10 protein-coding genes and 1 pseudogene are annotated in these 14491 nt (G+C 62.3%); 10 read left to right on the top strand and 1 reads right to left on the bottom strand.

Going from position 1 to position 14491, the window contains the following annotated elements; genetic code table 11:
• Positions 1 to 661 precede the first annotated feature (661 nt).
• Positions 662 to 1324, bottom strand: a complete 663-nt coding sequence (locus ABSG20_RS14825; RefSeq protein ID WP_423865253.1) for a DUF2278 family protein — start codon at positions 1322 to 1324, stop codon at positions 662 to 664.
• Positions 1325 to 1712: 388 nt separating this feature from the next.
• On the opposite strand from ABSG20_RS14825, the gene ABSG20_RS14820 reads away from it, so the two are divergent.
• The 10 genes and pseudogenes from ABSG20_RS14820 to ABSG20_RS14775 all read left to right on the top strand — a co-directional run bounded on the left by ABSG20_RS14820 (position 1713) and on the right by ABSG20_RS14775 (position 14185).
• Positions 1713 to 2645: a hypothetical protein gene (locus tag ABSG20_RS14820; protein WP_423865252.1), complete on the top strand. Its 933-nt coding sequence runs from the start codon at positions 1713 to 1715 to the stop codon at positions 2643 to 2645.
• Between the two features lie 54 nt (positions 2646 to 2699).
• Complete coding sequence (locus ABSG20_RS14815; protein WP_423865251.1) at positions 2700 to 4535, top strand: RiPP maturation radical SAM C-methyltransferase; 1836 nt, start codon at positions 2700 to 2702, stop codon at positions 4533 to 4535.
• A 44-nt stretch (positions 4536 to 4579) separates the two neighbouring features.
• On the top strand, positions 4580 to 7465 hold the full coding sequence (locus tag ABSG20_RS14810) for an AMMECR1 domain-containing protein (protein ID WP_423865250.1): 2886 nt from the start codon (positions 4580 to 4582) through the stop codon (positions 7463 to 7465).
• 247 nt (positions 7466 to 7712) lie between these two features.
• Entirely contained in the window at positions 7713 to 7907 is a 195-nt protein-coding gene (locus ABSG20_RS14805) for a DUF1843 domain-containing protein (protein WP_423865249.1), read from the top strand.
• Between the two features lie 133 nt (positions 7908 to 8040).
• A complete protein-coding gene (locus tag ABSG20_RS14800) occupies positions 8041 to 8247 on the top strand; it encodes a hypothetical protein (RefSeq protein ID WP_423865248.1) in 207 nt (68 codons plus the stop codon).
• Positions 8248 to 8398: 151 nt separating this feature from the next.
• A complete protein-coding gene (locus ABSG20_RS14795; RefSeq protein WP_423865247.1) occupies positions 8399 to 9625 on the top strand; it encodes a radical SAM protein in 1227 nt (408 codons plus the stop codon).
• Positions 9622 to 9837: a hypothetical protein gene (locus ABSG20_RS14790; protein WP_423865246.1), complete on the top strand. Its 216-nt coding sequence runs from the start codon at positions 9622 to 9624 to the stop codon at positions 9835 to 9837. The genes ABSG20_RS14795 and ABSG20_RS14790 overlap by 4 nt, the downstream gene beginning before the upstream one ends.
• Before the next feature lie 819 nt (positions 9838 to 10656).
• Positions 10657 to 11829, top strand: a complete 1173-nt coding sequence (locus tag ABSG20_RS14785; RefSeq protein WP_423865245.1) for a hypothetical protein — start codon at positions 10657 to 10659, stop codon at positions 11827 to 11829.
• Between the two features lie 15 nt (positions 11830 to 11844).
• Positions 11845 to 12621: pseudogene (locus tag ABSG20_RS14780) on the top strand (cellulase family glycosylhydrolase); the annotation flags it as partial.
• Between the two features lie 97 nt (positions 12622 to 12718).
• Positions 12719 to 14185, top strand: coding sequence for an O-antigen ligase family protein (locus ABSG20_RS14775; RefSeq protein WP_423865244.1), 1467 nt, complete (start codon positions 12719 to 12721; stop codon positions 14183 to 14185).
• Positions 14186 to 14491: the final 306 nt, after the last annotated feature.

Here is a 14491-nt window from a genome sequence, read left to right as displayed (position 1 = left end):
CTGCAGCCCATCGCCAAGGCCGCCTGAAATGCAAAAAAGAAAGAAGGAAAAATCAATGCCTTAACGCGTTGTTTCTTTTTAGGAGCCCTTGCGACGAAGCAATCCAGCTTTCTTTTCGCGGCGCCAAAGCTGGATTGCTTCGCTAACGCTCGCAATGACGATCTCAGACTATCCTTGCTCGGCTGTTTGAAAAGTGTATCGGAATTTTGTAGGGTGGGCAAACCAAAGCCATCGGTAGCGCGAATGCGCTAACCGATCGCGTGCCCACCAACTTAAGAATCATTTCAAGCAACAGGTGGTGGGCAACGGCGCGAAGAGCGCCTTTTGCCCACCCTGCGAATCTAACACTGGAACCTGGCCTGTTTCCGCCCCTGTATTAACAGGGCTTAACAGGGAAAAAGGTGCGGTCTTTCGAAGACACAACTCTCGCGATCGCCCGGAAAGCCCTGCTTTTCGGAACGGCAGCGAGGAAAGATCGACCGGGCTCTGGAATAATGGGTCGTCCAGTCAGGCCGGGCGATGCCATGAAACCTATCGTTTGCATGCTCTCGGCCCTGATACCAACCCAGGTTTCATGCGCAGTGGGTCGGCGCCGCCGGTGGGTAACTCAGGATGATGCCGGGCAGGATACCGATATGACAAGAACTTCGGAGACGCTCAACTAGATCGTCGCCGCGCCCGGCAACGGGTTGCCGAGGTCATCAGTCGGAACCAGTTGCTGGTTGAAGGCGGCGAAATAGGCCGCCCACTCCGGCTCGCCGATATCGACCATGACGGCGCCATCCTGCCAGACATCGTTGTGATCGTTGGAATCATCGCCGTCGCGGTGAATAAAACCTTTGGTCGATCCCTGGTTCAAATGGGTGTCGTGGATGCCGTTGCCCTCGCTGTAGAAGCGGCCGAACACATAGACGTCGAAATTCTGGGCGTGGGCTTTTGACAACAGCCGCCGGAGAGAGGCGGAAGGTTCGGGCGCGTCAGAGCCGTCCATGACATCGCTGTCGCGCCACTTGCCGGTATTGGCGAGCAGGTCGCTGCGCAGGAAATCGAGTGCGGGAAGCGCGGCCTGACCGGTCAGGTCGTGTGATCCCGCCGGCGCCGCGGCGAGGTTCTCGACCACGGGATGCCTGAAATCGAAGGCCAGCTTGTATTTCAGGAGATCGTCGGCGTCGTTGGTTCCGACGTTGACGGCGACGTCCCACTTGTCGCCGTCCACCAACAGGCTGAAATGCAGGTGGTACTGGATTTCGTGGGAGTGACGCGACGGTTTCAGAAACGGCTCCGAGACGATCTTGGCTTTGACATATCCATAGGCGAGCGTCATCGTTGAAATCCTTTTCTCAAGGTGAACTTTCAGGAAATTGGATCGGCGCGGTCGCCCGGCAGCAACACCTGCGGTATCTGCGAAAAAGAAAACAGGATGCGTCTTGTCATTTTTGTCGGTCTTCGAGGGGTCAGCCACGCGCCGGCACCGCTTCAGTCTATTCCAAAAAACTTCAGGTGTATGTGAAGCGCATCACAACCCTCCTTTCCCGGCAAATGGTAGTCGGGATAATCAAGAAGGTATTGGAGCTCGGCGCCGGCGGCGACAGCTTTTATAATTCGACTACAGGTTGCGATCTGCTAAACTGGCCCTGGCAAGTCAGCTGGTTAGCCAGCCTTGGTTAGCCGGCCTTGGGGCTGTTGACGATGGTCTCTCGCGGGAGGATCCGATGGAAGACGACAAGGAGCGAAAATCCGCTGATAGCGCGAAGAGCGCCGCAAGCCGGCCCGAGGCAAAACCTGAAATCGCGCCGGATGAAGCTTTGGGCGCCAAGCATGGGCCGATCGTTGAGGTCGCCCCGCACGCCAGGCCGGACGTTCGGCACGGGCGGATCATCGAGGTCGCTCCCGAGGTCAGGCCGGATGTCCGCAACGCTCCCGAGGCCATCGTCGAGGTCGCGCCCGAAGTCAGGCCCGATGTCCGGCAGCGCCCCATCGTTGAGGTTGCCCCGAGCGCGAGGCCGGACGTCCGGCAATATCCCGACGACATGGTCGAGGTCGCACCGGATGTTCGTCCCGATGTACGGGGAGGCCCCGAAAAGATCATCGAAGTCGCCCCCGAGATCAGGCCCGATGTGAGGAAATCTCCCGAGGCCATCGTCGAGGTCTCGCCGGAGATCAGGCCCGATGTGCGGGAGCGGCCCATCGTGGAGGTTGCCCCGACCGCGAGGCCGGAGATGCGGCCCGGAACCATTGTCGAGGTCGCACCGCCGGTCAGGCCGGATGTGCGGGAGCGGCCCATCATCGAAGTCGCCCCGACCGAAAGGCCGGATGTGCGGCCCGGACCCGGACCGATTACAGAGGTTGCTCCGCCCAGGCCGGATGTCCGGCGGCCCATCATCGAGGTTGCCCCGACCGAAAGGCCTGATGTCAAGCGGCCGTCCAGGATATTGGGCGAAGTCGCTCCCGAGACCATTGTGGAAGTCGCGCCGGATGTTCGGCCGGAAATCGGACCGGACATCAGACCTGAAATTCGCCCGGAGATCAGGCCTGAAATCGCGCCCGACGTGCGGCCCGATATCAGGCCCGACGTCCGCCCCGAGATCAGGCCGGAAATCCGTCCCGAAATTGCGCCGCAGCAAAAGCCAACCCGGGACAAATAGGACGCTTCGGCCATCGGCGCGTCAGCACGAATCGATCAGGAGCAAAGCCGACCGATGTCGTCCGCAAAGCCGATCGCTCTTGTGAGCATGCCGACGCTGTCGGGGCGCTTCCCGTCCTTTCAGCTCGGCCTGCTCAAGCCTTTTTTGGAGAGCCATGGCTTTGCCGCCCAGCCCTTCTCCCTGTTCATGTATTTCGGCACCCATGTCGGCTGGCAGATGAACGAGGTGCTGGCCGAGGTATGGCCCAGCCTGATCGGCGAGTGGATCTGGACCAAGGCGGCGTTCGGCGAACACGAAGAGGACCTGGAATATTTCGAGGTGTTCGAGCGCAATTTCCACACCGTCTGCAAGCTCACCGGCTGCTCGATCAATGATCTGCGCCGGCTGCGCGATGAAGCGGCGCCGCGCTTCATCGATTTCTGCGTCGACAGCATCGACTGGAGCCGCTTCGGCCTCGTCGGATTTTCCCTGGTGTTCCAGCAACTGCTGGCAAGCGTCGCGCTGGCGCGCGCCTTGAAAGCGCGTCATCCGGCGCTGCCGGTCATTTTCGGCGGCGCCGCGCTGGAGGATGACATCGCCGAGGAAGTGGTCCGCGGCTGTCCGCAGGTCGACTACGTCTTTTGCGGCGACGCGGAGATCTCGCTGCCTGAGATCATCAGCAACATTCTAAACGATAGGCCGGTTGGCGGACTGCAGGGCCTGATGTCGCGCGACAAGGGTCAGGTCGTCTTCGGCGGGCGCGCCGCCAATCTGCGCGACCTCAATGTGACGCCGGTGCCGGAATTCGATGAGTACTTCTACGCCCGCACCGAAAGCCGCTATGCGCAATACAGTCCGCACAGCGAGGTGCTGCTGCCGATCGAGACCGCGCGCGGCTGCTGGTGGGGCGCGAAACATCACTGCACGTTCTGTGGCCTTAACCGCGCCGGCATGGAGTTCCGCGCCAAGGCGCCGCAGCAGGTCATGGACATGCTGGAGGCCCTCTCGCGCCGCTACGGACGCCTCGACTTCAACGCAATCGACAACATCATGGCGCCCGAATACACCGAGCAGCTGTTCGGGCGACTGGCCGAAGCCAAAAGCGATATTCGCCTGCATTACGAGATCCGCCCGCACTTCAAGCGCGAGCAGCTTGCCAGAATGCGCAGCGGCGGACTGGTTTCGGTGCAGCCCGGGATCGAGAGCCTGTCCACCCACGTGCTCAAGCTGATGAAGAAGCATTCCACCGGCATGCGCAATCTGGAACTGATGAAGTGGTGTACTTATTACGGCATCAACAATCTCTACAACATCCTGGTCGGCTTCGCCGGCGAGACGCCGGACGACTATCGCAGCCAGTGCAATGTGATCGGCAAGATCCCGCATCTGCAACCGCCCTACGCCATCGCAAGAGCCCGCGCCGACCGCGGCTCGCCGATGTTCACCGACCCGGACCGGCACGGCGTCGGCCGCCTGCGTCCGGCAGATTGCTATCGCTACATTTTTCCGCGCGGAAGGTTCAATCTTGAGCGGATCTCATATTATTTCGATCATGACGGACCGGGCATGCTGCCCGATCACGAATATGACGACATCTTCCGCGCCGTCGGCGACTGGCAGGAGCGCTGGCGCCATGGCGCGAGGCCGACGCTGCACTACCGAAAATCCTGCGCGTCGATCTTCATCGAGGATGGGCGCAGGCCGGTGGCGCGGAGTTACGAATACTCCGACGGCCCCGCCGCGCTCTACGAGTTCTGCATCGATGCGAGAACCGGCGGGGCGATTGCAGCCGAATTCGGCGGAAGCGACTGGCTGGCGGCGGCCTTGGCCGAGTTCCGCGAACGCGACCTGACGATCGAGCTGGACGGCCAGTATTTGAGTCTCGCTCTGCCCAAGAATCCCTACATCTAATCCCTACATCCGATGCGGCGCGACGGCAGCGGCGGAGTTTTGTGATGGAAGCCTGGTCGAAAAGTCTTGAACGCTTGCCGCCCGCGTTTCATGCCGATCGCGGCGAATTGCTGCGCATGATGCGCAAGGACGCGATCCTGTACCAATCCCCCACGCAACCGATCCTCTCGCGCGACGGTTCGACCGCGCGCTGGATGCTGAATTCGCTGCAGGTCACCCTGACGCCGCGCGGCGCGGAGCTCGCCGGCCGCTGCGTGCTTGAACTGCTGCGGCGGTTCGAAGGCCGGCAGATCGCGACGCTCGGGCTGACCGCGGTGCCAATCGTGAGCTCGGTCGTCCTGCAGTCGGCAGGCCGTTATCACGCGCTGTTGGTGCGCCAGCAGCGTAAAAAACACGGATCGCTGAAACTGATCGAGGGCCCGATCGACCCGAACGAGCCGACGATCGTGATCGATGACTCGATCAGCTCCGGAACGTCGATGCAGCAGGCCTGCGACACGCTGCGCGCGGCCGGTATCCGCGTCGAGGGCGGCATCTTCCTGGTGCGGTTCGGCTGGTACGGCGGCTTCGCCCGGATGCAGGAGCAGGGCTACCATGTCGAGGCGGTGACCGACATCTGGACCGACTTCATCTATCACATGGATGACGAGCCGAAACCGATCGGCAATCCGACCAAGATTTTTCCGAACCTGCAATGGAGCGAGGCCCGCGCGCCGGAACAATTGCATCCAGCCACCCTGGCACGGCTTGCGATGCGCGAATACCTCACTTCAGGCATGCTGCCGCGGCCGCCGCTTGCGCTCGATCAGGATTATCCGGCCGGCGGCGGCGCCTGGGTGAGCCTGCGCTCCCTGCAGAACATTCATCGCCGCCACGCCCGCGACGGCTTCTGGAATTTTCCCGGGGAGCAAGCCTGGCCCGCGCCCGAGGCGGTATTGTGGGCGGCGCTGAAGACCGCCTACTCCTTGCCGAAGCATGAGGCGCTTGCCCTGCTCGATGACAGCGCGATTGCCGTCACCTTCTTCACGGCGATGGAGCAATGCAGCGTTGGCGAACTTGACAACGACCGCTATGGCATCGTGGTGCGCAGCCTGGAACGGCCGGGCTGGATGGGCGGCGCGCTGCCGCGCATGCCCGGCATCCGGAACGAGTGGGATCAGTATCGGCACGCGCGCATCACCAATGCCGGGCTGGTTTCGTTCGAACCTCACGTCATCCTCCGCCACGACGTCATCAAGGCGGTCGAGCCCGGCATCCGCTGGCAGCCGACCGGCGTTCCCACGGGAGCGGCGGTTTCGCCGCTGACGCAAGCCGAATGCGGTGGCCTTATCGTCGCGCGGGCGCGTGACATCGCGATCGCGCGGATCTCCGGCGGTGCTCCGCGCACCGCGCCACTTGGCGACGACCTGCTGCCTTCCGGCACGGATTCGCTTTATGTCAGCGTCCATCTCGCTGGACGATTGCGCGGATGTTTCGGAACCGTGCTGCGCAGGCTCGATGAGGATGTGACGACGCTTGTAGAGTCCGCGCTGCAGGACACGCGCTTCGAAAATCCATCGGATTTGCCCGCACCCGATGATGTCACCGTTACCGTGGCATTGCTGCATGATCGCCTCGAACTCGGGCTGCATTCCATCGCCGACATTGTCCGCCGCATCCGGTATGGCCAGCATGCGCTGATGGTCGAGCAGGACAATCGGTTTGCGCTCTATCTGCCTTCGGTGGCCAGCCGTTACAGCCTTCCTCCTGTCGCCTTCGTCGAAGAACTGCTGCGCAAGGCCGGGATCGCCGAACCGCCCTATCGCTGGACGCGGTTCGAATGCACAACCTGGCTTGCGGACCGGACCGGCGAGCGGCTGGTCGAGGGCAGTTTTGCGCCACAAGCGCCGCCGGCTGACTTGCCCGGCCTGTTGGCGCGGCTGGTTCCGCTAGGCATCGGCTATCTCTTGCGTCACCAGCGCACCGACGGCAGCTTCTTCACGCGCTACGAGCCATTGCAGGATCAACTCTATCAAGGCATCGACCTGCCGCGGCTGGCCCATGCCGCATGGGTGCTGGCACGGGTCTCCGGAGAATGGGACGCATCCGCCGGCGCAGCCACACTCCGCACCGCGCGCTTGCTGCTCGACAGCGCCGAGGGAACCGCCGACGGACTATGGCTCGCCTATCCCGGCCAAGATCGTTCGGTCGCTGAAATGGCCTTCACGGTTCTTGCGTTGTGCGAGATGCCGGAGGCAACGCTGCGAGCCTGCTGGGTTCCGCGGCTGGCGGCGGCGCTTTGGGCGCGCATCGACGCCCACGGCCGCGTCCACACCCATGCCGACGAAGCCGTGGCGTCGGATGCTTATCAGGATTACTTTTCGGGCCAGCTATTGCTGGCATTGGCCACCGCGGTTCGCGCCGGCCTCACCGCGATCGACGAAGCGAAGCTCGCACGGGCCTTTCGATATTACCAGCACCGGTTTCGTAACCTGCCTCGCTTCGGGCAGGTCTCGTGGCTGACGCAGGCCTGCAAGGCCTGGTGGCAGGTCAATCCAGATCCATGCTTTGCCGATCTCGCTTTTGAGGTCGCCGACTGGATCCTTTGCTTCCAACAGAACAAGACCGGCGCCTTCCTGAACGATCATCAGTCCGATACGCCAGGCTATACCACCGCGCTCTATCTGGAGGGCCTCGGCGCCGCGGCCTGGCTGGCACGGTCCTCGGGCAAGCAACAGCTTCATCGCGACTATCTCGAATCGTGCCGGCGCGGGCTGCGGTTCCTCGATGGCCTGATCATCCAGCCGCGCGACGCCTCATTGCTGCCTAATCCCGCGATGGCGATCGGCGGTCTGCGCCGAAGTGTTCTGGGCAGCGAGGTTTGTATCGACTTCGTGCAACATTATCTGGCCGCCCTGATCGAAATTCGCGAAGCAGTACGGGTCCTCTAGCGTGTTCGGTTTTGATCCCCTAATTGTGAACCATGACGCAGTCGGATGCCCGATCAAATCTATTGAAATCGGCAAGAATGTATTATAAAGTCCATTCACTTTAAAATTGAATGACGATTTTCTTAATTACTCATCTCTCGAGGCGGTGATCCCGCCAAATCCGTAAGGCCGATCCAGCTTTGCAAATGGGCGACTTACCTTCCATTGCCTTCTCAGGTTTGGCCACAAGCAAACAGGAGACATAACCATGACATCTTCCGGCACCATCCGTCCGCTCTATGGCGTCATTATCCGCGACAAGTGCAAGTCTGCTGACCTGAACACCTTGATGGCCTACAGGACGGTCGCTCAGGATCTCCTGAAAGATCACCAGGACAAGGATCTCGCCGATGCGGTCAAGGAGCTCGACCACGCGATCGCGGCGAAGCCTGCCAAGAAATAGCGACGTTCGACGCTGAATACGGTTGTCGGAGTTCCCGGTTGACCGGGCGCTGCGATGGCGCCTGGGCACGCTCCGCACTTTTCGCGGCCGCGAATTCCTGACGATATTATTCAAACCCCGAGAGGAGATTAGCATGGCTCAATATGGTAGCGGTGGCAACGGAACCATCAGGCAGCTCTACGGCGTGATCATCCGCGACAAGATCAAATCCGCCAGCCTGGAAACCTTGCAAGCCTATCGTATCGTGGCGAACGACCTGCTGAAGAGCAATGAGGGCGATGACGGCGAGTTGCGCGCATCGCTCGCGGATCTCGAGAAGGCAATCGCGGCGAAGAAGTAAGACCTGACGCGCCTTGGCCTTTGACGGCGAGCCGGCGCAGCGGCGGCTCGTGTTGCATCATGCAACCCGCGACAAACAGCTTGCCTGGCAAGCGACAACGCCTGGCAAGCAACAACGGCAACCAAATCGGCAAAAATAAAGGCTGCGGTCGATGACAGAACCCTCACTCGACGATGGTCCAAGGCGGAGATTATCGCTTCGCGACCAGATCGACTGCGTACCGGTCTATGTGGTCTGGGAGACCACGCTCGCGTGCAATCTGAAATGCGTTCACTGCGGCTCGCGCGCCGGGCATCGCCGCGCCAAGGAACTCAGTACCAGCGAATGCATCGAGGTCATCCGCCAGCTCGCGGAACTCGGCACCCGCGAAATCTCGATCATCGGCGGGGAAGCCTTCGTCCGCAAGGACTGGTTGACGCTGATCCGCGCCATCCGCGACCACGGCATCGACTGCACGATGCAGACCGGTGGCTACAAGCTTTCCCGTGAAATGATCGGATCCGCAGCCCACGCCGGCCTGCTCGGCCTCGGTGTGTCGATCGATGGCCTGCAGGCGCTCCATGACCGGCTGCGCGGCGTCCCCGGCTCGTTCCGCGAAGCCTTGCGGGTGCTGGACGATTGCCGCAGCCTCGGCCTGATCGCGAGCGTCAACACCCAGATCACCGCCACGGTGATGCGAGAGCTTCCCGAACTGATGGACGTCATCATCGATGCCGGCGCCAAATACTGGCAGGTCCAGCTCACCGTCGCGATGGGCAACGCGGTCGATAACGACGAAATCCTGCTGCAGCCTTACGAGCTGACCACGCTGATGCCGCTATTGGCCGATCTCCATCATCGGGGACGCGAGCGCAATCTGTTGCTGCTGCCAGGCAACAATATCGGCTATTTCGGCCCCTATGACGTGCTGTGGCGCGGCCCCGACCGCGGCTATTATGGCGGCTGTCCGGCCGGCCAGAACGCGATCGGCCTGGAAGCGGATGGAACGCTGAAGGGCTGCCCGTCGCTCGCCACCCAGCGCTATGGAGCGGGTAATGTCCGCAACACCCCGATCGCGGAATTGTGGGCGACCCATCCGGCGCTGCAATTCAACCGCAACCGCGGCGTCGAGGATCTCTGGGGCTTCTGCGGCAGTTGCTATTACGCCGAGGCCTGTCGCGGCGGCTGTACCTGGACCGCCGATTCACTGCTCGGCCGGCGCGGCAACAATCCCTATTGCCATCACCGCGTTCTGACGCTCGCCGAACGCGGCATCCGCGAGCGCATCGTCAAGATCGAGGATGCCCCCTCGCTGCCGTTCGCCACCGGCCGCTTCGCGCTGGTCGAAGAGCAAATCCCGGTCGGACAACCGATCTCGGTCGAGGAGCCCTGCGCATGACCGGTCTTCCTGCGCCGCCACCGCAAGGCCGTGCCGCGCCGGTGCTGGTGCTCTGCCGCCAATGCCTGCACTATGTGTTCGAAGGCACGGTGCACTGTCCGCATTGCGGCCGCGACAGCAGGGAAATCAGCGCGCGCTATCGCGACGGCGGCTATCTCGCAATCGAGACCATGCAGCGCATCGATCGCGCGGTGGAGAGGCGGCAGGGATAGGAGCAGCGAAGCCGAGGCCGGGTCGCAGTTGTCACCTCCGCGTCATGCGATGCCGATTCTCGAAACTGCCTAAGATGCCATCGTTAGCAGGCATCGTCCTTTGAGCCCGGCGCTGAAGACCTTGGCTTCGGCCGTTGCCGGCATCTCTTTTATCCGGGTGTCATGCTGCCGCGTTACGTCAAGCCGGTGCTGCTGCAGGTTTTGCGCTTCTGAGAATTAAGTTGCGCATGATCTGACCTTCTATGGAACTTCCAAGAAGCCAACCGCGTTATGAATCGGCTTCCCTTGCCGCGCCTGCGCGAGCGTATGCTTCGCGTGCGGACAAATCTTCGCGATGCATGGCGATAGTTTGAACCCGTCGCGTCGAAGTTCGGTCACATCTGCGGATGCACAGTTCTCGCAAGCCGAATCACCCTCGCGGGGGAGAGAAAGACCATGCACGCGCCATACGGGCTTTACAGCACCCATTACCTCAGTGCGTGGGGCCATAGATCGAATTCCCGCGGGGCAATTCCGGCGCAAGGTGCGGGATCAGGCAATGCGCTCCAAATCCTGGCGGGCGGGTTCCGTTCATGACAGACTTGCATTCAGACGACCCCCATGTCGGGATCGACAAATCCGCCCACACCTTGCGTGCCCTTCTGAGCGAGTGGCGCGGAAAATCATTCACGGTCGTTTGGGCCGCGGCGGTGCTGGTCGCAACCGCCGGCTGGCTCTACTTTATGGCGCGAGGCGCATGGTCCATTGTAAACTGGCTTTTCAGCTAAATCTCGCGCGACCTCCAGCTGGCGCCCGCGATCGCATGGAGTTGTGGCCACCATGTTTTGCAGAATTGCGTTTTGGGGGATTATATCAATCGGGGCTGTTCTTGATAACGACCCGGCCGCTGCCGCCGCTTCGGCCTCCGGCAATGCCCGCAAACTCGGAAATCCGGAAATCGCTGTCGGCGCAGGTGAAATCGCCAGCCCGAGACAAGTCGCCGATGCCGCCGCGCGTCCCGACGGCGTCCGACTGACGACCACATGGCCGGCCCCGACCATGAATCAGGGCGACACCATCATGACTACGCTTGATGTGCGCAATGCCGCCGCCGGACAGAAGATCCGGATCCAAAACAGCAACCACGGCGCAGGCCATTTCACGACAGACTTTGGCGCCGGCGTACGCGCCGCGGTCGCCACGGTGCCGGGCGTCACCTGTACGCAGATCAATGCCCAGCAGATGGAAATCACGCTGGCGGCGGGAACCTACACCATCCCGATCACCCAGACCGTCTCGCGGCAGCCTGTCGCCGGCAGTGCCGATGATGCGCCGTGGGCGCCCGGCACGCAGCTGCAGGTCGACTGGCTGCTGTCAATGGCGCCATCCAATGCCGCCCCCGTCGAGCGCGGCTACGCCGTGATTTCAAGATGGATCGCCTATACGCAACAGGGCACAGCCGCCGACGCACGCTGGTCGTTGTTGCGCTCGGCCCCGAACATCGGCACCGGCGGCACCGTTACCTTTGAGATCGGCATGACCAATTACGCGCTGAGCTCCGAGGTCACGCTGCATATTGCCGTCGACGCCGCCAGCACGGCTGGCGATGCGGACTTCACGCGCGGGCTCAATGCGTCCATTGCTGCCGCCGCGAATGGAAAGGCCGGCTTCGACCCGCACACCGGCGCCTTGACCTTTGGCCCGGAAACGGTGTTTCCCTTTACCTTCGCGATGACTGCCGGTGCCGTCGGCGCCAGCAAGGACTACATTCTCGACATCCGCGACAGTCAGATCGGTCGGATCGACGTGGCGCAAGCCGGCGTCCGGCTTGGCAGCCTTGCCTTGCCGTCGATGACACCCCTGCTCGGCTTCAATGAAGCCTCCGGCGAATTCGGCATCGGCATTTACAAATACATTTACCCCGGTAAGGACCGGTTCGGCTGGGTCGCCGCGCAAGGCTTTGGCATCATCCGCGTCCCCTTCCTTTTTCAAAACATTCAAGCCGCCTCGTGAACGAACCTCGACGAGGCGGCCATGCGGCAGCTCGATGCGGTCTTGAGCGAATGCGCGGCAAAGCGCGTTGTCTGCCTGCTGGATATGCACAATTACGGCAGCTACTACCTTGACGATGCGCCGGCCAGCCAGGGACTTCCCGGCAGCATTGACGTCTCCAACGCGCGACTCGCCGAGTTGTGGGCCCGGATCGCCGGCCGCTACAAGGGCAACTCCTACGTCTGGTTTGACCTGATGAACGAGCCCCATCAGCAGACCGCGCTGGAGTGGGTCAAGACCGACAACGCCATCGCCGCCGCGATACGCGCGACCGGGGCCGCCAACAAGATCATCTTCCAGGGCACCGCGTGGCAGGGCGCATGGACCTGGACGACCAGCGGCAATGCGAAAGAGCTGCTGAAAGCCTACGACCCCGGCCACAATTATGCATTCGAGGCCCATCAATACCTCGACAGCGACGGGTCGGGGACCTCGCCGATCTGCGTCACCGGCTCCGGCGCAGCGCGGCTCGATCCCTTCACGACCTGGCTCAAGGCCAACGGCCTGCAGGGCATCATCGGCGAGATCGGCTGGGCCGACAATGCCGGCTGCGCGATCGAGGCAACCGCGCTGCTTGATCACTGGCGCGCGGCGACGACGTCGACAGCCGCCGGCGGCTATATCGGGCTGACCTATTGGGCCGCCGGACCCTGGTGGCCGGACAGCTACATGTATCTCGCCGAGCCCAGGCCATTCCCGGCCGCCGCCGATCCAGCGCAACTGAAGACGCTGAAGCGCTACTTGCCGCATTAGACCTCCATTACAATTGCAAGCCAATGATGCTAAACCTGTGCCCGAAAAATGAGCTTCTGTTTTTATGAGACGATCTGTCGTTTGAGGGGCCATCGCTTTGGATCAAATACTGCGGCGACCGGTCGTCCATGCTGACGAAGTCCGAGCCTTCGAAGGATCGCGCGCGCTCAAGCCCGCCCCCAACACCATCGCCGCATTCATTCTGTTCGCCGTGATCGTGCTGGCGCCGTTGCCGTTTGGCTCGGTCGATCCGTTGCCGATCATCGCCTGGTGCACATGCCTTGGGATTGCACTCTGCATGGCTTCGCTCCGGGCGCTCGATACGCGCCATTTCCTGATCCTCGCCGTTATCGCGATCGTGGTCGGCGCCTATGTTCTGGTACTGCACGAACAGGTCGCGATCAGGCCGTGGTTTCCGGTGGCGCTGCCGGATCCGGTTTGGCAGGCGGCGTCCGACGCGCTCGGTTCGCCGCTGCCTGCATCGCGCTCGCTGGTGCGCGACCAGCCGATTTTGGCGCTCGGGGCGCCCTTGGCGGCCACGCTTTGCCTGCTGGTGAGCTTCATCGTCTGCATCGAGCGCAAGCGCGCCTATCAGCTGCTTGCCGTCGTCGCCTGGTCCGGATCGCTCTATGCCGTGTACGGCATCGGAGCCTTTCTGATCGACCCTGGCAGGGTGCTGTGGATGCAGAAGCAGGCCTATTTTACGGTTCTGACCGCAACGTTCATCAACCGGAATACGGCCGCGGTCTATTTCGGGGCCTGTGCCATCGTCTGGCTGTTGCTTCTGGTGGAGCGTGTCCGGCAGCTTCTGCCGCGCGCGGCGCCTCTCGCCTGGAGCATGATCGCCTACGCGCTGAAGCGTTTGCGGCGCGACTCCATGATTGGCTTTCTGGCTTTCTTTTTGTGCTGCGTCGCCATGTTCCTGACGGGGTCGCGGGCCGGCGTCTTGCTCTCGCTTTTGGCGGGCGGCGCCGCGCTGGCGCCTTTTGTCTGGAAGGCCATGACGTTCGGCGGCAGGTCGCTCGGCGTGCTGCTGGCCGCCGCCGGCGCGCTGCTGGTCGTGTTCCAGGTGCTCGGCGCCGGCGTGATCGGGCGCCTGGACAGTGAGGGCTTGGCCGATGGCGGACGCCTCGAGACCTATCGCTCGACGCTCGAAATGATCCGCGATCACCCCTTGCTGGGAACGGGACAGGGCACCTTCGCCTGGGTCTATCCGACCTACCGAAGCAGCGCCTGGACCTCCTGGGGGGTTTGGGATCGCGCCCACAGCACGCCGCTGGAGATCGCATCCGATATGGGTCTGCCGGTCGCGGCCATCGTCGTTGCGGGCTGGGCTGGCATTTTCGCCGTTCTCGGTTTTGGGCTGTGGAGCCGCAACCGCGACCGGATCATCGTGGTCGCGGCGCTGGCCGTGGCATGTCTTGGTATCCTGCATTCCCTGATTGACTTCTCCCTGCAAATTCCCGGTTTTGCCATTGTGGTCTTCGCCCTGGTCGGAGCCGGGCTGGCGCAATCCTTCCGTAGTCTCCGGCCGCCAACGTCTGCGATCGACGACGTGCCGTAGGCTCGATTGCTTGGTCGCAAGGGCTCTCCGCAATGACGGGCACTTTAAACATGAGTTCACGCCCCGCGGCGCGCACGCGCCCGAGGGTTTGCCAGAAACGTCCGCCCTTGAAACAGAGGGCGTGGGGAATGCCGGATGCCCAGTGGCACCCGCAGCCTCGCGTGCAGAAAACGGCCATCGCGCACACGAGTATTCACAGCGAGGCACCGAAACATCCGGCATCCCCCACGCAATGGTTTTAACAGTTTATACGCGCTCTCCCCGGCGATAGCTTATTGCCACCGTCGCCTTCGGATTAAGGTTTTG

This window comes from Bradyrhizobium sp., assembly GCF_049512235.1.
Lineage (GTDB): Bacteria > Pseudomonadota > Alphaproteobacteria > Rhizobiales > Xanthobacteraceae > Bradyrhizobium.
This window is presented reverse-complemented; position numbering and strand designations above follow the sequence as displayed.